This window comes from Ruegeria sp. YKSD179, from assembly GCF_059612885.1.
Genome location: NZ_JBXWRL010000044.1, coordinates 1 through 22,212 on the forward strand (window position 1 = coordinate 1; position 22,212 = coordinate 22,212).

Annotated in this window: 22 protein-coding genes and 1 pseudogene; 17 read left to right on the forward strand and 6 right to left on the reverse strand. The window is 52.5% G+C overall.

Translation table 11 applies throughout. The features are described from left to right. Positions 1-253, reverse strand: a pseudogene (locus AC2FNE_RS18165) (hypothetical protein); the annotation flags it as partial. 54 nt (positions 254-307) lie between these two features. Beyond that, complete coding sequence (locus tag AC2FNE_RS18170) at positions 308-1,033, reverse strand: uroporphyrinogen-III synthase (RefSeq protein ID WP_496805962.1); 726 nt, start codon at positions 1,031-1,033, stop codon at positions 308-310. An 85-nt stretch (positions 1,034-1,118) separates the two neighbouring features. On the opposite strand from AC2FNE_RS18170, the gene tsaD reads away from it, so the two are divergent. The 5 genes from tsaD to AC2FNE_RS18195 all read left to right on the forward strand — a co-directional run bounded on the left by tsaD (position 1,119) and on the right by AC2FNE_RS18195 (position 5,012). Further along, positions 1,119-2,216: a tRNA (adenosine(37)-N6)-threonylcarbamoyltransferase complex transferase subunit TsaD gene (gene tsaD, locus AC2FNE_RS18175; RefSeq protein WP_496805963.1), complete on the forward strand. Its 1,098-nt coding sequence runs from the start codon at positions 1,119-1,121 to the stop codon at positions 2,214-2,216. After that, entirely contained in the window at positions 2,213-3,175 is a 963-nt protein-coding gene (locus AC2FNE_RS18180; protein WP_496805964.1) for an NAD(P)H-dependent glycerol-3-phosphate dehydrogenase, read from the forward strand. Before tsaD ends, AC2FNE_RS18180 begins: the two co-directional genes overlap by 4 nt. A gap of 1 nt (position 3,176) precedes the next feature. Next, positions 3,177-3,446 carry a YciI family protein gene (locus tag AC2FNE_RS18185; protein WP_496805965.1) on the forward strand — a complete coding sequence of 90 codons (270 nt, stop codon included), beginning with the start codon at positions 3,177-3,179 and terminating at the stop codon, positions 3,444-3,446. Next, a complete protein-coding gene (locus tag AC2FNE_RS18190) occupies positions 3,446-3,868 on the forward strand; it encodes an EVE domain-containing protein (RefSeq protein WP_496805966.1) in 423 nt (140 codons plus the stop codon). Before AC2FNE_RS18185 ends, AC2FNE_RS18190 begins: the two co-directional genes overlap by 1 nt. Positions 3,869-4,364: 496 nt before the next feature. Continuing rightward, positions 4,365-5,012, forward strand: coding sequence for a DUF899 family protein (locus AC2FNE_RS18195; protein WP_496805967.1), 648 nt, complete (start codon positions 4,365-4,367; stop codon positions 5,010-5,012). A gap of 55 nt (positions 5,013-5,067) precedes the next feature. Here AC2FNE_RS18195 and ahcY read toward each other — a convergent pair whose 3' ends face one another. After that, complete coding sequence (ahcY, locus tag AC2FNE_RS18200; protein ID WP_170481134.1) at positions 5,068-6,456, reverse strand: adenosylhomocysteinase; 1,389 nt, start codon at positions 6,454-6,456, stop codon at positions 5,068-5,070. 132 nt (positions 6,457-6,588) lie between these two features. Here ahcY and AC2FNE_RS18205 point away from each other — a divergent pair, with 132 nt between their 5' ends. Continuing rightward, on the forward strand, positions 6,589-7,596 hold the full coding sequence (locus tag AC2FNE_RS18205) for a glycosyltransferase family 8 protein (protein WP_496805968.1): 1,008 nt from the start codon (positions 6,589-6,591) through the stop codon (positions 7,594-7,596). A 3-nt stretch (positions 7,597-7,599) separates the two neighbouring features. Here AC2FNE_RS18205 and AC2FNE_RS18210 read toward each other — a convergent pair whose 3' ends face one another. After that, positions 7,600-7,914, reverse strand: coding sequence for a hypothetical protein (locus tag AC2FNE_RS18210; protein ID WP_496805969.1), 315 nt, complete (start codon positions 7,912-7,914; stop codon positions 7,600-7,602). Between the two features lie 207 nt (positions 7,915-8,121). Between AC2FNE_RS18210 and AC2FNE_RS18215 the strand changes: the two genes are divergently transcribed. Both AC2FNE_RS18215 and AC2FNE_RS18220 read left to right on the forward strand, forming a co-directional pair. Further along, the gene (locus tag AC2FNE_RS18215) at positions 8,122-8,715 is read left to right on the forward strand and encodes an HD domain-containing protein (RefSeq protein ID WP_496805970.1); all 594 of its coding nucleotides are present in this window, start codon (positions 8,122-8,124) and stop codon (positions 8,713-8,715) included. Positions 8,716-8,856: 141 nt separating this feature from the next. Further along, positions 8,857-9,285: a GFA family protein gene (locus tag AC2FNE_RS18220; protein WP_496805971.1), complete on the forward strand. Its 429-nt coding sequence runs from the start codon at positions 8,857-8,859 to the stop codon at positions 9,283-9,285. A 91-nt stretch (positions 9,286-9,376) separates the two neighbouring features. Here the strand turns inward: AC2FNE_RS18220 and AC2FNE_RS18225 are convergent, their stop codons facing one another. Both AC2FNE_RS18225 and AC2FNE_RS18230 read right to left on the reverse strand, forming a co-directional pair. Beyond that, the gene (locus AC2FNE_RS18225; RefSeq protein WP_170481122.1) at positions 9,377-9,931 is read right to left on the reverse strand and encodes an ActR/PrrA/RegA family redox response regulator transcription factor; all 555 of its coding nucleotides are present in this window, start codon (positions 9,929-9,931) and stop codon (positions 9,377-9,379) included. A gap of 87 nt (positions 9,932-10,018) precedes the next feature. Next, positions 10,019-10,639, reverse strand: coding sequence for an SCO family protein (locus AC2FNE_RS18230; RefSeq protein WP_496805972.1), 621 nt, complete (start codon positions 10,637-10,639; stop codon positions 10,019-10,021). Positions 10,640-10,728: 89 nt separating this feature from the next. On the opposite strand from AC2FNE_RS18230, the gene regB reads away from it, so the two are divergent. The 9 genes from regB to addA all read left to right on the forward strand — a co-directional run bounded on the left by regB (position 10,729) and on the right by addA (position 22,170). After that, on the forward strand, positions 10,729-12,126 hold the full coding sequence (gene regB / locus AC2FNE_RS18235; RefSeq protein ID WP_496805973.1) for a sensor histidine kinase RegB: 1,398 nt from the start codon (positions 10,729-10,731) through the stop codon (positions 12,124-12,126). A 64-nt stretch (positions 12,127-12,190) separates the two neighbouring features. Further along, the gene (locus AC2FNE_RS18240) at positions 12,191-12,502 is read left to right on the forward strand and encodes a hypothetical protein (protein WP_496805974.1); all 312 of its coding nucleotides are present in this window, start codon (positions 12,191-12,193) and stop codon (positions 12,500-12,502) included. A 3-nt stretch (positions 12,503-12,505) separates the two neighbouring features. Next, positions 12,506-13,030, forward strand: coding sequence for a hypothetical protein (locus AC2FNE_RS18245; protein ID WP_496805975.1), 525 nt, complete (start codon positions 12,506-12,508; stop codon positions 13,028-13,030). Between the two features lie 116 nt (positions 13,031-13,146). Beyond that, on the forward strand, positions 13,147-13,698 hold the full coding sequence (locus AC2FNE_RS18250; RefSeq protein ID WP_496805976.1) for a hypothetical protein: 552 nt from the start codon (positions 13,147-13,149) through the stop codon (positions 13,696-13,698). Between the two features lie 41 nt (positions 13,699-13,739). Further along, complete coding sequence (tsaE, locus tag AC2FNE_RS18255; protein ID WP_496805977.1) at positions 13,740-14,210, forward strand: tRNA (adenosine(37)-N6)-threonylcarbamoyltransferase complex ATPase subunit type 1 TsaE; 471 nt, start codon at positions 13,740-13,742, stop codon at positions 14,208-14,210. After that, entirely contained in the window at positions 14,207-15,208 is a 1,002-nt protein-coding gene (locus AC2FNE_RS18260) for an aminoglycoside phosphotransferase family protein (RefSeq protein WP_496805978.1), read from the forward strand. The genes tsaE and AC2FNE_RS18260 overlap by 4 nt, the downstream gene beginning before the upstream one ends. Continuing rightward, positions 15,208-15,894 carry a nucleotidyltransferase family protein gene (locus tag AC2FNE_RS18265; protein ID WP_496805979.1) on the forward strand — a complete coding sequence of 229 codons (687 nt, stop codon included), beginning with the start codon at positions 15,208-15,210 and terminating at the stop codon, positions 15,892-15,894. The genes AC2FNE_RS18260 and AC2FNE_RS18265 overlap by 1 nt, the downstream gene beginning before the upstream one ends. After that, the gene (addB, locus tag AC2FNE_RS18270; RefSeq protein WP_496805980.1) at positions 15,887-18,814 is read left to right on the forward strand and encodes a double-strand break repair protein AddB; all 2,928 of its coding nucleotides are present in this window, start codon (positions 15,887-15,889) and stop codon (positions 18,812-18,814) included. The genes AC2FNE_RS18265 and addB overlap by 8 nt, the downstream gene beginning before the upstream one ends. Beyond that, positions 18,811-22,170, forward strand: a complete 3,360-nt coding sequence (gene addA, locus AC2FNE_RS18275; protein ID WP_496805981.1) for a double-strand break repair helicase AddA — start codon at positions 18,811-18,813, stop codon at positions 22,168-22,170. The genes addB and addA overlap by 4 nt, the downstream gene beginning before the upstream one ends. The last annotated feature ends 42 nt before the right edge of the window (positions 22,171-22,212 follow it).

Sequence of the window (22,212 nt, forward strand, 5' to 3'; positions counted from 1 at the left end):
CGGCTTCGGCTTCGGCTTCGGCTTCGGCTTCGGCTTCGGCTTCGGCTTCGGCTTCGGCTTCGGCTTCGGCTTCGGCTTCGGCTTCGGCTTCGGCTTCGGCTTCGGCTTCGGAAGTGATTTCTTCCGGGTTGTCCTGGTTGTCAATCGACAGATCGTCCGCTGCAGGATCAGAAGCCGATGGATCAACTTCCAATCGCTCTTCTGAATTGGGGTCTTCCAGTGGTTCCTGATCAGTCTTCTTTTTACCAGCCACCGTCACAATCCCCTTATCGATTCTAAAAACACCCGAACTACAGACGCACCCAAGTTAATCCGCGCCAGCCGCACCCTCAACCCGCAAGGCATGTTTCACAAGTTTTTTGACGGCCTTACTCATCTTCTTGGGCGTGGGTTCTTTAGCAATCTTCAGGCGCCGGAACGTCAACGTTCTAAGGGGGTCGGCCGTCGCTTCGCTAATAGCGGCCAACCATAAAGGCGCAGAACCTTCCCAGACGTCGGCAAATTGTCGCGCGGTCCGTGGCGAAAATATCGGCGCTAAAACGGGTGCGTCACCAAGGGCAGCTTTTTCGGCCTGGGGGGTGAGCGGCAGGAGCCTTTGTCTATAGACCGGCTGTGCGAACGTGGTCAGGCCTAGTTCGGTTAGGCGTTCGGCGACATTGCCGCGGCTGTGTTCCCCGCGCAGATGCAAAAGTGGGCTTTCGGGTCTAAGTTGTAACAGGTTTGCCACCAGTTCCTCAGCCGTCGCGCCAACCATCCGGGCCATCCATCCCGCGCCTTTTGCAGTTCCAGTGGTGGCAGGCCCAACGCAATACGCAGGTAGTTTTCGGTTCACCCCCAAGGATACCGCCGCATTCACCGAGTTTGCCGATGTGAAGATCAAACCCCGAATTCCTTTTGTCGCCACTTGAACCTCAAGCGGCCGTATCTCAAGTAAAGGGGAATGAATCACAGTGACACGCGATCTGGCGCGGGTCGGAAGCTGCGCAACGAACCTCTCCGAGGCGGCGCGAGGGCGGGTCATCAAAAGGTACAACAGGCGGCGCCTTCGGCCTTGGGATTGTTTGCGTCCGCGCAGGGTGCTACCCCGCTTTGAAATCATGATGCAACGGATCAGGTCAATGGTGCAAACACTTACCGTCCTTGGATTGGAAAGCAGCTGTGATGATACAGCTGCCGCTGTCGTGCGCCAAACTGACTTCGAGCCTGCGGAAATTTTATCTTCCATCGTGCATGGCCAGACTGAGCTTCACAGTACATTCGGCGGCGTTGTGCCAGAAATCGCTGCCCGGGCGCACACGGAAAAGTTAGACATCTGCGTAAAACAGGCACTGGACACTGCGGGGCTGAGTTTGCGGGACATGGATGCCATAGCTGTTACAGCAGGACCCGGCCTGATAGGCGGGGTTATGTCAGGCGTGATGTGCGCTAAAGGTCTAAGCGCGGCGTCCGGCCTGCCCTTGATCGGCGTTAACCATCTTGCGGGCCATGCGCTAACGCCCCGCCTGACCGACAAGATTGCATTTCCTTATCTGATGCTTTTGGTTTCAGGCGGGCATTGCCAGTACCTGATTGCCAGAGGGCCCGAAGAATTTACCCGGTTGGGCGGAACAATTGACGACGCACCCGGCGAAGCTTTCGACAAAACCGCGCGGTTGCTGGGACTGCCTCAACCCGGAGGCCCAAGCGTAGAGGCTGAGGCTCGGGCGGGAAATCCAAACCGTTTCCATTTTCCGCGTCCTCTGCTGGATCGACCAGGTTGTGATCTTTCTTTCTCTGGCCTTAAGACGGCCTTGTTGCGTTTGCGCGATCTGGTCGTTCTTGAAAAGGGCGGTTTGATGCGAAGCGACCGCGCAGATCTATGCGCCGGATTTCAACAAGCTGTAGTGGAAACTCTGTCGGAAAAAACCCGAAGTGCCATTGCATTATACATGGCTGAGAGTCCACCAGAGCCGGTCATAGCGGTGGCCGGAGGAGTGGCAGCGAATTTCGCGATTCGCGCTCGTTTAGAGACTGTTGCTGTGGAGTCTGGTGCAAAATTCATTGCCCCGCCGTTGAGCCTTTGCACTGATAACGCTGCCATGATTGCATTCGCTGGGTTGGAGCGATTTCGCCGTGGCGCCAGAGATGGAATGGAGCTTTCCGCTCGGCCCCGTTGGCCACTGGATCAGAACAGCCCTTCGATTTTGGGCGGTGGCAAAAAAGGTGCTAAGGCGTGAGCATTTCAATCCTGGGATCAGGTGCATTTGGAACCGCATTGGCGGTTTCACTTGCTGAGAATGGGCAGGTCACCCTTTGGTCGCGCAATAACGAACAAGCGCAGACAATGCTATTGGAGCGGGAAAACAAATCCCATTTGCCCGGCGTGCGCCTTCCCTCGGAAATCGATGTAACTGCTGACATAGAGAAAGCTGCCCTTTCCGACGTCGTCCTATTAGCTGTTCCAATGCAAAAAATGAGGGAAGCCTTAGTTGAACAAGCCTCTGCACTGGATGGCAAGACACTGGTGGCCTGTTGCAAGGGAATAGAATTGGCTACCGGGGTAGGTCCGATATCTATTATCAAGCAAGTAACACCCAATTCCTGCGCTGCCCTTCTCACCGGACCAAGTTTTGCAGACGACATCGCGCGCGGTCTACCTACGGCGCTGACTTTGGCTTGCGCGGACAAGAACCTTGGGAAAAACCTGCAGACCGACCTAACTACGTCCAATTTGCGCCTGTATCGCACCAACGATTTGATCGGCGCAGAACTTGGGGGCGCCCTAAAGAACGTGATAGCCATAGCCTGTGGCGCTTCCATCGGAGCAGGTCTGGGCGACAGTGCGCGAGCGGCGCTAATGACAAGAGGGTTTGCTGAAATGCTGCGCTTTGCGTTGATGCGTGGCGCAAGGTCTGAAACATTGATGGGCTTGTCCGGACTAGGTGATTTGGTTTTGACCTGTTCGTCGGAACTGTCTAGAAATTACCGTTTTGGACTGTGTTTGGGTCGGGATCGACCCTTCGACCAATCAACTACAGTCGAAGGTGTAGCCACAGCGACCGCAGTTGCGGAAATCGCACAGACCGAAGCGCTGGAAATGCCGATAAGCCAAACGGTGGCAGAGCTTAGTATCGGAAAATACAGTGTAAACGACGCGATTGGCACTCTGCTTAGTCGCCCGCTCAAGGAGGAATAGGATGCTTATTGCGTTGATCACCCGTGACAAAGAGGGCGCGTTGCAAACCCGCCTTGATAACCGTTCGGCTCACCTGTCGTATATTGAAGAAACAGGAGTTGTTTCCCAGGCTGGCCCGTTGTTGGACGGCGATGCTATGATTGGTTCGCTGATCATTTTAGATGTGGAAGATATGGATGCTGCGAAGACGTGGGCCGACAACGATCCTTATGCCAAGGCTGGGTTGTTTTATTCCGTAGAGCTAATCCCATGGAAAAAGGTGATAGGTTGATGGCGTACTGGCTATTCAAATCCGAGCCTTCGACGTGGAGTTGGGATCAGCAGGTCGCCAAAGGCGATTCTGGTGAGGAATGGGATGGCGTTCGAAATTATCAGGCGCGGAACTTTATGCGTCAAATGCATGTTGGCGATCGCGGTTTTTTTTACCACTCGCAAAAAGACAAGGCGATTGTCGGGATTGTTGAAGTCTGCGCCCAAGCGCATCTGGACAGCACAACCGATGACGAGCGCTGGGAGTGTGTGGACATAAAAGCAGTCCGACCATTCGTTGCGCCAGTGACATTAGACCAGATTAAAGCCGATGAACGGCTATCTGAGATGGTTTTGGTTAAAAACTCGCGACTTTCTGTGCAGCCCGTGACTGGTTCAGAGTGGGCTGTAATTTGCAACCTTGGTCAAACTCTGGCTGATTAAAAAGGGAAGATCCTGAACTTTCAGAACCTTCCCTACCCCCGCGCGCTCCCGAGTCACCACACGCGATTGGATTATTCTGGTTCTGACCGTCCTGGTCATGTTTTGACCTTAGCTGATCAACGGCTATAGGCACAAACAACAAATCCGTAAGAATTCACTAAAATTCAATTTTCAGCCTGCTTTTGTCAGCATTAGTTCGGCTATTTTCTGTTACTGCCGAGAGGGAAATCTTTGGTTCCGTGACCAGTGGAAATTCGATGGACCAACGCTAAAAATTTTTTCCAAAGGTCAGATTCCATTCACTTTTTTTGGGGGGTTCGTTCAAATTTAATATATTTTTCAAATTCTTATTTGTTCCTAGGGAAACTTTCTCGAATGGGAAATAAAAGTTCAATCATTCAAGAAAAACTGTTTTTGGGTCAGGCTTGAATATTCTTCATCAATTATTTAACATAAAAGTTAAATTAAAAATCCTGCCATGCCCAGAGAGGTAGTCATGCCAGTTACGCTTCCAAATGAAAGCCCCGAATATCGATCCGCTCGAAACGCCTTGCTCGCGGCCGAAGCCGATTTGAGGTCTCAAATAGAAAATGTCGCGAAACTGCGTCGCAACCTGCCAAAGGGCGGAGCAGTTCCTTCGGATTACGTGTTTCGGACCGAGAAAGGTGAGACTGCGCCTATGTCGACACTATTTGGTTCGCATGACACCCTTGCTATCTACTCGCTGATGTACGGACCAACCGCTGACGCGCCTTGTCCAATGTGTTCAGCTTTTCTTGACGGGCTGAATGGTCAGATCGCGCATATCTCACAAAAGATAAGCTTAGCGATTGTCGCTCAAAACACGGCGGAAAAGTTAGTTGAACTTAAATCTCGAATGGGTTGGAGCGAATTGTCGCTATTTTCCGCAAAAGGTACTGACTATCAACGCGATTATCTGGCAGAAACTCAGGATGGGAGCCAACTGCCGATCCTGAACATCTTTCAGCGCGGTAACGACGGCATACGCCACTTTTGGAGTTCTGAACTTTTCTTCGAGCCCAGCGATTGGCATCCGCGTCACGTGGACTCGGCGTGGCCGCTTTGGAATATCCTTGACTTCACGCCAGGCGGCCGGGGTGAATTTTTTCCCTCGCTACGATGATGCTGATTTGTAACGGCGGCCAAGTCAGCCGCCGTCTATTTCGGATAACTATTTATCAGTAGCGGTAGTGCTCAGGCTTATACGGGCCTTCTGGTTTCACGCCGATATAAGCTGCCTGTTCATTATCCATCTGAGTCAACTTCACCCCAATCCGATCCAAGTGAAGCCGAGCGACTTTCTCGTCCAGATGCTTGGGCAGGATATAGACTTTGTTCTCGTACTGGTCGCCCTTGGTAAATAGCTCTATCTGCGCCAAAACCTGGTTGGTAAACGATGCAGACATAACGAAAGAGGGGTGACCGGTCGCGTTTCCAAGGTTCAAAAGGCGACCCTCGGACAGCAGAATGATACGGTTGCCAGAAGGCATTTCGATCATGTCTACCTGTTCTTTGATGTTGGTCCATTTGTGGTTGCGTAAATTGGCGACCTGAATTTCGTTATCGAAGTGGCCAATATTGCCGACAATGGCCATATCCTTCATCTCACGCATATGTTCGATGCGGATTACGTCCTTGTTTCCCGTGGTCGTAATGAAGATATCGGCGCTGTCTATTTCGTCCTCCAGCAGGGTAACTTCGAAACCGTCCATCGCGGCTTGCAAGGCGCAGATCGGATCCACCTCAGTTACTTTAACGCGGGCACCTGCACCGCGCAACGACGCGGCAGATCCTTTGCCAACATCCCCATAACCACAAACTACGGCGACCTTACCAGCCATCATTGTGTCTGTGGCGCGGCGGATACCGTCAACCAGCGATTCCTTGCAACCGTATTTGTTGTCGAACTTCGACTTTGTTACCGAGTCATTTACGTTGATTGCCGGGAAGGGAAGATGGCCGTCTTTGAAAAGTTGATACAGTCGGTTCACACCGGTGGTGGTTTCCTCAGAAACACCCTGAATCTGGTCGCGCATCTTAGCAAACCAACCCGGGGACGCTGCCATCCGTTTGGCGATCTGCTTCTTGATCACCTCTTCCTCTTCTGAGCTTGGAACAGCAATAATTTCTTCGCCTGCCTCCGCCCGCGCGCCCAAAAGAATGTACAATGTCGCGTCACCGCCATCGTCCAGGATCATGTTTGGGCCTTCTTCGAACAAGAACGATTTGTCCAGGTAATCCCAGTGCTCTTCAAGCGTTTGGCCTTTGATGGCAAACACCGGTATGCCTGCTGCTGCTATAGCGGCCGCGGCATGGTCCTGTGTCGAGAATATGTTACACGACGCCCAGCGCACGTCTGCCCCAAGCGCGACGAGCGTTTCGATCAGTACCGCAGTTTGAATCGTCATGTGCAACGAGCCAACTATCCGTGCGCCCTTCAAGGGTTTCTGGTCGCCGTATTCAGCGCGCAGCGCCATAAGGCCAGGCATCTCTGTTTCAGCAATATCCAGCTCTTTTCGGCCAAACTCAGCCAGCGAAATGTCCTTTACCTCGTAGTCATTGCCCATAGCACGCCTCCGTATAACCTGACCGAGGCATCTAACATTGACATCATGGTCTCGCAATGCGAATTCGATCCGGCAAATTCGAATATACGAAAATTGATCGAGTCCGATAACCTCGCGACCTTAGACGTCTATATGGAACAAGAAATTCAACAGCTGAATGTAACGTCTTCCGCACCCGCACAGTTTCGCAAAGCGATCATATTTTGCTGTGACCAAAATTATTTGGTCTTTGCCGCACACGCCGCGTCCCAAATCGCTTCTCTGCATTCAAATCGAGATTTCGATATTTGCATCTGCTATGGCGAGCGACCGGTTGAAATTCCAAAGTCACTTGAACATCTGAACATTCGGCTCTGTCACGTGGATACAGGAAACCTTTTTCAGGGTCTTAGGCTTGATCCCGGCAAAAGTCATGATGTTTATCTGCGCCTTGCACTGCCTTCAGCATTTTCCGCCAAATATGATCGCATTCTTTATTTGGACAGCGATATTTTTGTCCAAGGCGGAAACTTTAGCGCTTTGATGGACTTGGACATTGCACCACACCCAATTGCAGCGGTGCGCGATAACACTCAGTGGCGTACGCCTGGTCGAAAACCTAAACAGTTCAGAATTTTAGCGCTGCGCTCGGCGCCATACTTCAATGCCGGTGCGATACTGATGGATGTAAATCGTTACAACAATCAGGGCTTGCTAAAAAAATGCTTGGAACTGGGCAAGGCAAAAGCCGACGTTATGATCCGCCATGACCAAAACCTGTATAACGCAGTTTTACAAGGGGATTGGGCAGAAATAAGCCCGATGTGGAATTGGCAGTTTACGTGGTCTTCGCAGCTCTTTGCCATGCAGATCGAACCGCATTTAGTTCATTTCATTGGCAAGACCAAACCTTGGAAAGATCCAAGAGGCGAGCTTAGTCCACGCTTTGCGAGGACTATGAAAGCGTTCTCCGATGTGCATTTTCCCGATGAAAATATATTTCGGAAGAATAATGGGCCGATGGCCTTGAATAGCACAAAGATGCGCAAAATTTTGATAAAACATCTTCTTTCAGCATCAAGGACTCAACGTTATCTAGGCAAATTCAAAAATGATTTTGAAGTGATCACAAACAACGTCATGTCGACTACGGGTCACTAAAGATCAGCTAGGGATGCCGTCGGGCGTTTCTTTGCTGTTGGCTTCAAAAAAGTCGGTGCCGACTGCGACTATGCAACTAATGCCATTCGCATGGGTCACCAAGACCGTGTAACTTCCGGTTTCTTCCGAAGTCCATACTTCCATAACTGATTGCGCACCACGCGTCTTTTGCAACCCTCCAAAGGCCAACTTCTCTGAGTAGCTGTTCTGCAGTTTGGTTATGAGATGCTCGCGCTCTGCACAATTTTGGGCAAAAGCCGGAGGCGCTGCGGCGGCCATTCCGAAAGTCAGGACAATTCCAAACAAACGCTTGAACATATAATGCTCCTTTCGATACGTGTTTCGTTTCGAGAGGGGCGCAACCGGGAGGAGCCTGCGCCCCCCTCAGTCCATTATGTCGGGATCAAATCGCGCCAATTCAAAGCACGAATGCTCAAGAAATAGTTGGCAGCCAGTGATCCAGACAGGTACATCATATCATAAAAACACCGGGCTTGCGCGTCGGTCATAAAGGGGCATGGCAGAATGGCAACACAACCAAGAGCATGGCAAAGGATGCTGTCAGGTCGCAGGTTGGATTTGCTGGACCCCACACCGGTGGACATCGAGATCGAAGATATCGCCCATGGACTTGCTTTTGTCGCGCGCTGGAATGGTCAAACGCATGGTGATTTTGCTTATTCCGTAGCTGAACACTCCCTGCTGGTCGAAGAACTTTTTAGTCGCATCGCCCCTAATTCCCCAGTCAAATGGAGGTTGGCCGCATTGTTGCACGATGCGCCGGAGTATGTGATCGGGGATATGATTTCGCCAGTAAAGTCAGCCGTCGGACCGGGATACGGCGAGCTGGACGACCGACTTGCCACGGCAATTCACATCCGGTTCGGCCTGCCTGCGTCGGTTCCAAAAACTGTCAAAGCGCAAATTAAAAAGGCTGATAAAATCAGCGCCTGGATGGAAGCCACCCAGATCGCGGGGTTTTCTGAAGCCGAGGCCACAAAATTCTTCGGCCGCCCGGACAAGGCAATTATTGAAGGATCGCTGATCAAACTGCGTCCGCCAATCGAAGTGCGGCGGGCATATATGGAACGACACAAACAGTTGATCGCGTCCCTCTAGCAAATCAAATTACTCCACCGTCGGCTTGAAGCCAACAAAGACCTTTGACCCAATGTCGCAATCTGGCAACTAGACGTCTGTTTGGCGGCGTCGAATTAAGTAAATCATGGGATGCTTTATCAACAAAAAATGGAGCATCGGATGACCACCAGGGGCCATTGCCTTTGCAAGAAAACCAGTTGGGAATTTGTCGAAGAAATTTCTTGGGGCTGTTATTGCCATTGTGACGACTGCCGCAGAAATTGCGCGGCCCCTGTCGTTGCGTGGCTCGGCGTTCCCTTGAAAAACTTTAGGTGGACCGGGAAAACCCCAAAAACCTTCGAAAGCTCCAAAGGCGTATACAGACATTTCTGCGCCGATTGCGGTTCACCGCTAGGTTTCGAAGCACAACACTACGAAGGGGGAATGCACCTTTACGCGGCTTCTATGGAAAACCCCGAGGATTTTGAACCGACTTTTCACGTCAACTATCATAGCAAATTGCCATGGCTCAATATGCTCGATGACCTAAAAAAGTACGAGAGCACATTGTTACATGCGCCCGAAGATATTAGCGATTATCAAGATTGACCTTTTGGTATTTTTCGAAGGCAGCCGCCGCGCACTCAGGAATGGTCACATTGATAGCAATTCAAATGAAGGCTATGCCAATAAGACTGTTCTAACGTGGGCTGCGCTTTGCCAGAATCCGCTGCAACGTCCTACGGTGCATGTTCAAACGCCGCGCTGTCTCGCTGACATTCCGATCACATAGCTCATAAACGCGCTGGATATGTTCCCAACGTACCCGATCGGCACTCATGGGGTTTTCAGGCGGTGGAGGCAACTCATCTCCTTTGGCCAGCAAAGCATTCATGACGTCGGTGGCATCGGCAGGTTTTGAAAGGTAATCTGTGGCTCCGATCTTTACCGCGGCCACTGCGGTTGCGATGGCGCCGTATCCAGTCAAGACTACGACCCTGCAATCTGGCCGCTTTTCTCGCAGAACTTCCACGACATCCAGGCCGTTTCCATCCTCCAATCGTAGATCAACTACCGCGTAGGCAGGAGGCCGAGCCGTCGCAATGGCGCGACCAGCTGCAACCGAGCCAGCAGTCTCGATTTCAAAGCCTCGTTTCTCCATGGCCTTGGCCAAACGTCTCAGAAAAGGCTCGTCATCGTCTACCAAAAGCAAGGATTTGTCGGGGCCGATGTCAAGCTCGGAACTGTCTGCCATATTAGGGTCTTTCCGCTATTTCACGCCAATTGGCTTAATTATGAGTAATAGCAGCGCCATGACAAAGGTCAAACTAGCCGCTGAAAATCACATTCTTTCTAGAAAACAGCTGACCTTTTTAGCCATCTGTTCTGCTGTATCGTTGCGGTTAAAGAACTCAATAAACCCGTCCTGTGGGGTAACAAGATAAGTAAAGGTCGAATGGTCGACCAGATAATACTCGTCGCTTTTGTCATGAGCTTTGTAGTAAGTCTTATATGCTTGGCTAGCGGCCTTTACCTGTTCAGGTGATCCAGTCAACGCAATCATACGTTCATGGAGATTGAAAGCGTAGTCTCCGATCACCTCAGGCGTATCGCGATCTGGATCAATCGAAATGAAAAGCGGCGTCACCGAAAAGCCGCGTTCCGCCAGAATATCAACGGCCTCGGCATTACGGGACATGTCAAATGGGCAGACATCAGGACAGAAAGTATAGCCAAAGTAAACAAGGGTAGGCTCTGTGATCACGTCAGTATCGGACACCGTTTCGCCTTCGGCGTTGATCAGTTGAAATGGGCCGCCTATTGCTGCAGCGCCGCCAGCTATCTGGCTAGTACGGCATTGAGCGAATTTGTCATCCCCTTTCCCTCCTGTCGTCAGCAACCACATGGCTCCTAATCCAACGGCCAGTACGACGGCTGCAAGTATTGCGTAAAGGCGGATCATGGCAATTATCCTGATTCAAGGGTTGTTGATCGTTTCAACCGGGACACCTATCAAGATAAGCATCCGACGCAACAGGACATAATTGACCAATGGCAAATTCCAGCATCAGTCTTTGGCGCGGGCAGGAACGCAGTAGTTGGATCCGCCTGCGGACACTGATTTTGCTGCGTTGGGTTGCTATTATTGGCCAGGTCACGGCGATCACGGTAGCCCAACACACCTATCATGTTCAGCTTGAGCTTGGTTTGTGCTATTTCGCGGTTGGCGTATCGGTTATGGGCAACCTGACGGCAATCCTTCTTTTTCCAGAAAACAAACGCCTGTCTGAATTCGAAAATTTCCTGATGGTGCTTTTCGATCTGCTGCAATTGTCTTTTCTTTTGTATCTGACGGGCGGACTGAACAATCCATTTGCCTTGCTTCTGGTGGGTCCCGTTACAATCTCGGCCAATGTAATGAGCACACGCTCAACTCTGATCGTCGGGGCAGTAGCAATCGTTCTGACAACTCTGCTGGCGCAATTCCATTTACCGTTGCGCACCAATGTTGGGCTGGTTTTAGATATGCCCGACATCCTTTTATTCGGTAATTGGTCCGCGATTGTGATTGCTATTGTTTTCCTCGGGGCCTACTCGCACCGCGTCAGCTCAGAGGTGCAGTCCATGTCCGAGGCTTTGTCAGCCACCCACATGGCCCTTGCCCGCGAACAAAAACTGACCGATCTGGGCGGTGTCGTGGCGGCTGCCGCACACGAATTGGGTACGCCGCTTGCCACGATAAAGTTAGCCAGTTCAGAGTTATTGGAAGAGCTCGAAGATCGTCCCGACCTGAAGGAAGACGCAGCGTTGATCCGCGAACAGGCAAATCGGTGTCGCGACATCCTCAGAGACATGGGCAGTGCAGGTAAAGACGATCTGCATCTGCGGCAAGCCCCGCTTTCTGCGGTCATACACGAAGCGGCGGAGCCGCATGTAAACAGGGGCAAATCGATTCATTTTCGCGAAGGTCCCGCTGGGGATGCAGATGTTCAACAACCCGCAATTCTGCGCAAACCAGAAATCATCCATGGTCTGCGAAACTTGATCCAGAACGCCGTTGATTTCGCGCAAACAAATGTCTGGGTCGAGGCGGAATGGACAACGAATTGGATCATGATATCGATTATGGATGACGGTCGGGGGTACCCCTCTCACATTATCGGGCGGATCGGCGATCCGTTTATGCGGAGACGGCGTTCCGAGTCTGATCGAACTACGCGCCCGGAATATGAGGGCATGGGTTTGGGGTTGTTCATTGCGAAGACCCTGTTGGAAAGAAGTGGCGCTGATTTGAAGTTTGCCAACGGAGCCGACCCTTATCAAAATCTGACCAACGACCCAGAGCGGCGTGGCGCCATTGTTCAGGTTATTTGGCCGCGTAGGCTGATAGACGCACAAACAGGCGACTCACCTGTGCCATCCGGCGCCAATCAACCGTTTCAGATATAAATTAGGGTATCATTAACCTTTGACATTCATAGAGGGGCCGTTGGGCTCAAAGGATGTCAACTCCATGGCTGACTGGATCACTCTGGCCGCGATCAGCTTGGTGTCGGCGGGTTTCGCGCTGCAATGGCTTTTGCCGAGACGATTGTCGCGGATTAACGACTATGGGCCGGCCACGCGGAATTCTTTGTTCGACACCGTATTCCTATTCGACGGCGACCGCCTGATAAGCCACTTGGACATTGCATTGGCCGGTTATGAGGCCGTCAATAACTGGCAGGATCTCCATCGTCTCCTTAGCCGGGATTTCCCGACCTTCCCCCAGACATCCGAAACTGTGCGCCGCAAGGGTAGCATGATCGTCGCTGCGCTCGATTGAACGATGGACCGAGAGGTTTTGTGTGAATGGATTGACGGTATAGTCCGGGTGCAACTTCGCGACAAACAAAGCGGTGCGACTTTGGTTCGCAGTGAACTGGCGGATCCAACCCGAATGGCGATGGACCAGGCACCTTACCCGGTTTGGTTGCTGGATGAATTCAACGTTGTTCGATGGTGCAACTCGGCTTACGTCTCCTTGGTGCGCAAAGTGCGAGGAAAGGAAGCCGACTTAATGAAGCCGCTTTTCCCAAAGGCTCAAAGCAAAGATCACTTGAGCAGCAAAACCCGCGTGTCGGTTTCGGTCAAGGGCAACGAGAACAAGCTTTGGTTCGATTTGATGCTTGTAGACAGTGAAGAAGGTCTATTGAATTACGCTACGAATGTTAATGCTATTGTCGAGGCCGAGGCGGCGCAGCGTAAATTCGTGCAGACCATGACAAAGACATTCGCGCAACCGTCGATCGGGTTAGCTATATTTGACCGGAACAGGCAGCTGGCGTTGTTCGCCCCGCTCTTACCGACTTAACTGCCTTTTCACCGGACTTCCTCAGCTGTCGCCCCAGTCTCTCCAGCTTTTTCGACCGATTGCGTGATCAAAGCATGATGCCTGAACCAAAGAATTACCGCGGATGGCGGCGTCAGATGAATGACTTGCTTGAAGCCGCTCAAGACGGAAATTTTCAGGAAACTTGGTCTCTGTCGTCCGGTTCGGTCTATTCTGTCAGCGGTCGCCCGCACCCTGACGGAGCTGTCGCTTTTTTATTCGAGGACATCACAGCCGAAATCACGCTAACCCGCAGATTTCGGTCAGAAATGGATCTTATGCAATCCATCTTGGATAACCTCACGGACGCAATCGCTGTCTTTTCAAATGACGGAACATTGGCACAGACCAACGCCGCCTATCAGACATTGTGGGGCGAGACGGAAGAAGCGGGGTTCGAGCCAGGAACAGTTCTGGACGTAACACGTAAGTGGCAGGAATTATGTGACGCTACCCCAGTCTTGGGCGAGATCCGTGACTTTGTCGGGATGCGTGATAATCGTGCACAGTGGTCGGCAACAATGTCAATGAGAGACGGAACCGGATTGAACTGTACCGTCAGCCCGCTGCAAAACGGGGCGACCATCATTCGATTCACAGTAGAACAGACGACCCACCAGACTGTTGCTATGGACAAAGCCATTGCCTGAACCGGGTTGCAGCGGGCTAGGTGCAAGTCCATTGTAGCGCCATGAATACGATTGTTGAGATCTCGTTGAATTCACCGGAAGAAACTCAAGCACTGGCCGCAAGGCTGGGTGCAGTTTTAGCTGTTGGAGATGTGCTTTTGTTGGAAGGCGAAATCGGAAGCGGCAAAACTCATTTCGCGCGGGCTTTGATCCAGTCGTTAATGTCGGTACCGGAAGATGTGCCCTCGCCCACGTTTACGTTGGTACAGACTTACGATACTCGAATCGGCGAGGTCTGGCATTCCGATCTCTATCGTTTGTCGGATATCAACGAGATTGAAGAGCTGGGCTTGACGCAGGCTTTTGATGAGGCTGTGTGTCTGATTGAGTGGCCGGAAAAACTCGAACAATTGGAACCACCCTCGGCGTTGCGAGTACATTTTCAGACAGACGCTGACCACTGTGAGACACGGCATCTAAACTTCGGCTGGACCGATCCAAAATGGCTCAGAAAGCTGGAGGGGACTCTATGACTAATCGGGCCATATTAGCCGAGGCTCTGATCGCACAGACAGAATGGGCGGATGCGATACATACACCTTTGGCCGGAGATGCCTCGAACCGTCGGTACGAACGTCTCACTAACAAAGTAAATAGAGCCACGGCTCTTCTTATGGATTCTCCACCAGACAAGAATGAAGACGTTGCAGCGTTTGTTCGAATGGCGAAATACTTGCAATCAATCGGTCTAAGCGCACCGGAAATTTACGCAGAGGATTGCGAATACGGCTTTCTGCTGCTGGAGGATCTGGGTGATGACCTTTTTGCCCGGGTTCTGGAACGAGAAGCCGAACTTGAACGCAAGTTATACGAGGCTGCAACTGACGTTTTGGTGCATCTGCATGCCTCACCGGTTATCCCGCTAGATTCTTATGACCCGGCAATAATGACTGAATATTCGGCCCTCGCTTTTACCAAATACGCGCAAGGCATTCTGGGTGCCCATGATGTCGACGCACGATCAAGGTTTGAATTGCGTTTCTCCGATATTCTCCACCGCGAAACAGGAGGCTACCGGGTCGTAGTGCAAAGGGACTATCATGCCGAAAACCTGATTTGGTTGCCGAACCGTACCGGACTTCGCCGCGTTGGCCTTTTAGACTTCCAAAGCGCCATGCTCGGGCATCCTGCCTATGATCTGATGTCTTTGCTACAGGACGTACGCCGCTCTGTGCCGGTTGGGATAGAAATGCGAATGATCGATCGATACATCGCCTCAACGGGCATAGACAGTCACGACTTTAGAACTGCCTACGCAGTGTTAGGCGCCCAGCGCAATCTAAGGATATTGGGTGGATTCGCGCGTTTAGCGACAGACTACGAAAAGCCGCATTATGTTGATTTGATACCAGCAGTTTGGGGCCATTTGATGCGTGATCTCGAGCACCCTGCGCTTGTTTCGATTGCAGATATTGTGCGTAATGCGTTGCCGCCACCCAATCCCGACAATTTGGCGAGGCTTCGACCGTAATGAAAGGTGAACCCGAAGCCGTCATGCTGTTTGCCGCAGGGTTCGGTACACGCATGGGCAACATAACGAAAGACAAACCAAAACCAATGGTCGAGGTCGCAGGCCGGCCCCTGATCAACCACGCATTGGATTTGGCCGAAGGCATTGGCCCATCTCGCATTGTCGCAAACGTCCACTATCTGGCCGACCAGATAATTGCATACTTGGCAGCGACCGACGTGCGAATTTCCTTGGAAGAGCCGGATATTCTTGAAACCGGAGGTGGACTACGCGCAGCCCTGCCTCTACTGGAGTCCGACCCTGTTTTCACACTGAATACCGATGCCATCTGGGCTGGTCCGAACCCATTGCGGCTTTTGAGAGAGGCCTGGAGACCCGAGGAAATGGACGCATTGTTAATGTGTGTTCCCGTCGCACATGCTATTGGCTACAGCGGCCAAGGAGATTTTTCTCAGGACGCTTCCGGGCGTATCGCCCGTGGGCCGGGCCTGATCTACGGAGGCGCACAAATCATCAAAACAAGCGGACTTACCGCCGTTCCTGACAGTACCTTTTCGCTTAATGTAGTTTGGGATCAAATGCACGATGCCGGAAGGCTACATGCCCTTCAATATCCGGGTCGATGGTGCGACGTCGGCCGACCCGAAGGCATAGTGTTGGCTGAGGAGTTGATTGCCGATGTTTGAAAACGACGCTCTGCCGAGGGTGTTTGCTGTTCCGCCGGGCGTGGATTTTCCAAAAGCACTTGTCGACGGCATACGCGCGCGCAGCGCAGCCTTTCCGCCGGAAAACCTGGCCCGCATGCAGTTGATAGTAAATACTCGTCGCATGGAGCGTCGGGTGCGTGATCTGTTTGATCAAGGGGCACCTTGTCTGTTGCCCCGACTTTCCTTGCTGACAGATTTGGGTGAAAGCGTAGATCTTGCACATATTCCTCCGGCGATCCCCGCGTTACGCCGTCGGCTAGAATTGACACAGTTGATTTCAAAACTTTTGGATCAACAGCCAGATCTTGCCGCACGATCATCCCTGTTCGATTTATCTGACAGCCTTGCATTGTTAATTGACGAAATGCAGGGCGAAGGCGTTTCTGCGGACGCTGTCCGCCAATTGGACGTCAGTGATATGTCGGGGCACTGGGCTCGCGCTCAGGCTTTCATTGACATAGCGGATCAATTTATCTCGTCGGGAGATGACGCACTGGACGCGCAAGCGCGGCAACGGCGCGTAGTGGAAAATCTCGTCGCAAGTTGGCAAAAACAACCTCCGCTTAATCCGGTCATCTTGGCAGGGTCGACTGGATCGCGTGGCACAACACTTATGCTGATGGAGGCCATCGCCCGACTGCCTCAAGGGGCCTTGATCCTGCCGGGTTACGATTTCGATCAACCACAGTATGTGTGGGAGAGTTTGGACAACGCCCTCACCTCAGAGGATCACCCGCAATACCGGTTTCAAAAGTTGCTACGGAAGTTGGATATGTCGCCGGATCAAGTTCAGCCATGGACCGATGACCAAGCTCCTTCGCCATCTCGCAACCGGTTGGTATCTCTTGCATTGCGTCCTGCGCCGATCACGGATGCTTGGATGTCCGAGGGGCCTCAACTGCGCGAACTGGATATTGCCACCCGGGACCTGACTTTGGTCGAGGCTCAATCCCCCCGTGCAGAAGCACTGGCAATCGCTATGCGTTTACGGCACGCCGCCGAAATCGGACAGTCTGCAGCACTGATAACGCCGGACCGAATGCTGACCAGACGGGTCAGCGCCGCTTTAGATCGCTGGAATATCTTACCTGATGACAGCGCTGGATTGCCTTTGCAGCTTTCTCCGCCAGGCCGTTTTCTGCGCCACATTGCCAGTTTGTTTGTGCGCCGCCTTGATGGTGAAGCATTGCTGACGCTACTGAAACATCCTTTGTGCCATGATGGCGGCGGCCGAGGCGGCCACCTGCTGTTCACCCGTGAACTGGAGCTGCACATTCGTCGCCATGGACCGCCCTTCCCGGACCAACGCAGCTTGACCGCTTTTGGCGAAGGCAAAAACTTGCCGGAGCCTTGGTTACGTTGGCTAGTGTCTTGCTTCTGCGAGCTACACAGCCCCTCCGAACTTCCGCTGTCTGACTGGGTGGCTCGTCTCCGCTCGACTGCTGAGTTGATGTCAAACGGGTCGAGCGGTGAAGCTGGCAATTTATGGGAAAAGAAAGCTGGTCAAAATGCCTTTGCCGTTTTGAACGAATTGGAAAATGAAGCTCAGCACGGCGGTCTGATTTCGGCTCGGGACTTTGCTGATCTTTTGGGCGCGTTACTTGCCGGCGAAGAAGTTCGTGATCGTGATGCTCCACATCCAAGTATCATGATCTGGGGAACGCTTGAGGCACGTGTGCAAGGCGCCGACTTGTTGATACTCGGGGGTTTGAATGAGGGCAGTTGGCCCGAAGCAGCCTCTCCCGACCCATGGCTAAACCGTCAGATGCGAGAGAAGGCGGGACTGTTGTTGCCAGAACGTAGGATCGGATTGTCAGCGCACGACTTCCAACAGGCGGTCGGCGCTCCGGAGGTATGGTTGACCCGCGCCGTCCGCTCGGAAGAAGCGGAAACGGTCGCCTCGCGATGGCTAAACCGCTTAACCAACCTCTTGCAGGGATTGCCTGCTCAAGGTGGGCCGCAGGTCTTGTCTGACATGCGGGACCGCGGCGACCAATGGCTGCGCTGGACGGAGGCTATGGAAGCGGCGCCGCGGGTTCAGCCTGCATCCCGTCCGTCTCCTCGTCCACCCCTGTCTGCCCGACCAAGGCGCCTGAGTATAACTGAAATCAAGCGATTGATCCGCGACCCTTATGCAATTTATGCCAAACACGTACTGCGCTTAAAGCCGTTGGATCCATTGGTGCAGGCCCCGGATGCCCTATTACGCGGCATTGTCGTTCACGAGATACTCGAGGAGTTCATCAAGGAAAGTGTTTTGGACGTCTCGCTATTGACGCGTGAGAACTTTTTGAAATGCGCTGAGATATTGCTTGCTGAACATGTTGCATGGCCAACAGCGCGCACCCTTTGGCTGGCCAGACTTGAACGGATTGCGGATGACTTTCTACAAGCTGAACTCATGCGCCGATCGGATGGAGGGCCTGTGGCGTTTGAGGCGACGATGAATCTGGCGTTGACGCCATTGGATTTTGCGATTTCGGGACGCGCTGATCGCATTGACCGCACCAGACACGGGGCCTTGCGAATTATCGACTATAAAACAGGTACACCGCCGACCAAGGGTCAGCAGGCGAACTTTGACAAACAATTATTGATCGAGGCGGCAATAGCCGAACAGGGCGGTGTCGAGGGTTTCGATCCAATATCTGTCGCTCAAGCGGTGTTTATTGGGATGGGCGGCACATATAAGGAGGTGCTTGCGCCGCTGGACAAGGAACCGGTGGACAAAGTCCTAAAAGAACTCAAAGAGTTGATTTCGGCCTATTTAGAGCCTGAACAGGGGTTTTCGTCCCGCAGAATGGTGCACAAAGACAATGATACGGGTGACTACGACCACCTTGCCCGTTTCGGTGAATGGGACCGTACTACTGAAACCAGCCCCGAGAACTTGACATGAGCGCCTTGCACGACGCAACCCAGCGACAGGTGCAAGCTGCTCGGCCGGGTGCCTCAACCTGGCTGGCTGCGAATGCCGGGTCTGGCAAGACACGTGTTTTGACCGACCGTGTGGCCCGGTTGTTACTAGATGGTGTGCAGCCGCAGCATATCCTTTGCCTGACCTACACCAAGGCTGCAGCCAGCGAGATGCAGAACCGGCTGTTCAAACGTTTGGGCGAATGGGCTATGTTGGCCGACGATCAATTGCTTGAGCAGTTGACCGATCTTGGTGTCGAAGGTCATATCAGCCCTCAGCGCTTGGCGCAGGCTCGTACATTGTTCGCACGCGCGATCGAAGCTCCGGGCGGATTGAAAATTCAAACGATCCACTCATTTTGCGCTTCGCTTTTACGTCGGTTTCCGCTTGAGGCAGGGGTCAGCCCACAATTCAGTGAAATGGAAGATCGGGCCGCCGCCTTGTTGCGCGAGGAATTACTCGAAGATTTTGCAGATGGTCCGCAAGCACACCTGGTCAAGGACGTTTCCCGTTTTGTGACGGACTCCGGGTTTGACAAGTTGACGGCGGCCATCACCAGCAAACGAAGTCTTTTTGCCAAATCTAAGAGCTGGGCCGACCTCCTGACTCTTTTCGACTTACCCGATGGATTTAACGAGGAAGATCTTTTGAATCGCGTCTTCTTGGGTGGAGAAATTGAGTTTTTACAAAGTATTGTTCCCAGTTTGGTCGAAAGTGGTGGGAACGACGCAAAGGCAGCAGCAAGATTGACATCTGGAGTGACTGCGAACCTTGCCAGCCTGCCGCTATTGGAAAGTATCTTCTTGTTTGGAAAAACTGCAAAGGCACCTTTTGCAGCAAAGGTCGGCAGCTTTCCTACCAAGAATCTCCGCGAAGGTGTTTTGGCGGATAAGATGCCTCAGCTAGATCAGCTGATGCTTCGGGTTGAGGCGGCGCGCGAGCCACGGCTAGCGCTTATTGCTGCCCGAAAGACTTTTGTCCTGCACAATTTCGCTGCCGCCTTTTTGCCGGAATACGAGCGCCGCAAACAGTTGCGCGGCTGGCTGGATTTCGACGATCTAATTTTGCGTGCGCGTCAGGTGCTTAATGACCCGGCCGTAGCTGAATGGGTATTGTACCGACTGGACGGCGGCATCGATCACATTCTGGTGGACGAAGCGCAAGACACCAGCCCAGACCAATGGGACGTTGTCGAAAAACTAGCGCAGGAATTCACGAGCGGGGAAGGCGTCCGCCCTGGCATCGAGCGGACTATATTTGTCGTCGGTGACAAAAAACAGTCTATCTATTCTTTCCAAGGTGCCGACCCGCGGGCCTTCGACAGAATGCAAGCTGAATTTGGGCGGAAGCTTCAGGAATCAGGCTCTAAACTATGGAATTCAACGCTGGAATATTCGTTTCGTTCGTCCAGTGTCATATTGGGTTTAGTGGATATTCTGTTCGAAAACCGTGCAAATGCTGGCTTTCACAAGGAATCCCAGCACCGAGCTTTCAAGGCCGATCTGCCAGGCCGTGTCGATTTGTGGCCGGTGATTGAAAAAGTCGAAGATGATGAGGATGGCGATTGGACTGACCCTGTAGATCGTCCGGGGAAACGTCATCACAACGTGCTTTTGGCCGAAAGAGTGGCCCAATCGATAAAATGCATGATCGACACCGGCGAAACGATCCCCGAAGATGGCGAGGTGCCGGGCACATTTGTCCGCCGAAAAGTGCGGCCCGGGGACTTTCTGATCTTGGTCCAACGACGGTCTGACCTTTTTGCCGAGATTATTCGGGCCTGCAAGGCTGCTGATCTGCCGATTGCAGGGGCGGATCGCTTGAAGGTCGGAGCAGAGCTAGCTGTCAAGGATTTGGCGGCATTGCTGAGCTTTTCGGCCACACCAGAAGACAGTTTGTCGTTAGCCACAGTTTTGAAGTCGCCATTGTTTGGTTGGACAGAGCAGCAGATTTTTGATTTGGCGCACAAACGTAAGGAAACTTTTCTTTGGGCGGCATTGCGAAAGCGCTCTGAAGAGTTTCCGGAAACCCTCGCAGTTCTTAACGATTTGCGTGGACAAACGGATTTTCTGCGACCCTACGACCTGATCGAACGCATTTTGACGCGTCATGACGGTAGGAAAAAATTGCTGGGTCGACTTGGCGCCGAGGCAGAAGACGGTATCAACGCACTGTTGTCTCAGGCTCTTGCGTATGAACGTACCGATATTCCAAGCCTGACCGGATTTCTGGCCTGGATAGAAACAGACGATCTGGAAATCAAACGCCAGATGACCGGCGTTGGGAATATGATACGGGTAATGACCGTTCATGGCTCCAAAGGACTGGAAGCACCCATAGTTATTTTGCCTGACACTGGGAAAAGGCAGCCTCCAAGGGACGCTGAAATTATGGCGGCCCATGAAGTGCCGTTTTGGAAAGTACCGACTGATGCATCACCCAAAGTGATTGCCAACGCGCGCGACGACGCCCGAACACGAGAGGAAAACGAACGCCTACGCCTTTTGTATGTGGCTCTAACAAGGGCCGAAAAGTGGTTAATTGTTGCCGCCGCAGGTGACATCGGAAAGGATGAAAGCAGCTGGTATAATATGGTTGAAGCCGCAATGGAAAGGGCGGGAGCCATCCAGTTGCAGGGGTCTCAAACCCGGCGACTTGAACATGGCGACTGGGCAGGATTGCCGTTGGTCAAGCAATCCCACCCAGCTGTGCCGACCGAAGTTTTGCCCGCTATTTTTAGTATGCCTGCGCCCAACCCAGACGCTCCTCAGGCGGCTGCAAGCCCTTCTGAACTAGGTGGTGCCAAGGCACTACCGGGTGACACAGGACAGGACGAAGAAGCGGCAAAGCTACGCGGAACCCGGCTGCATCTTTTGTTGGAGAATTTGCCAATGGCTACGGAAGACGCATGGCCTCAGCTGAGCGTTCGATTGTTGCCGGACATGCAAGAGGCAGATCGGCACAACTTATTGCACGAGGTCACGCGCGTTTTAAAAGCCGAAGACCTAAAACCTTTTTTTGATCCTGACGCTCTTGCAGAAGTCCCTGTGTCAGCAGAGTTTCAGGGTCGCCGCCTTCACGGCGTGATAGACCGATTAATAGTCACAGAGAAAGAAATTCAAATCATTGACTTCAAATCAAATGCCACCGTGCCCGATACGCCCGAAAACTGTCCGCTCGGCTTATTGCGCCAGATGGGTGCCTATTCAATCGCCTTGGCTCAAATCTACCCAGACCACGAAATTCGAGCGGCGATACTCTGGACTCGAACTGCTAGACTGATGTGGTTGTCACAGGAACTTGTAACGAATGCCTTGCAGCAACAGTCGGCATCTTGACCTTGGATATTCTCACACATACGTTCACACTCCAAGCATTCC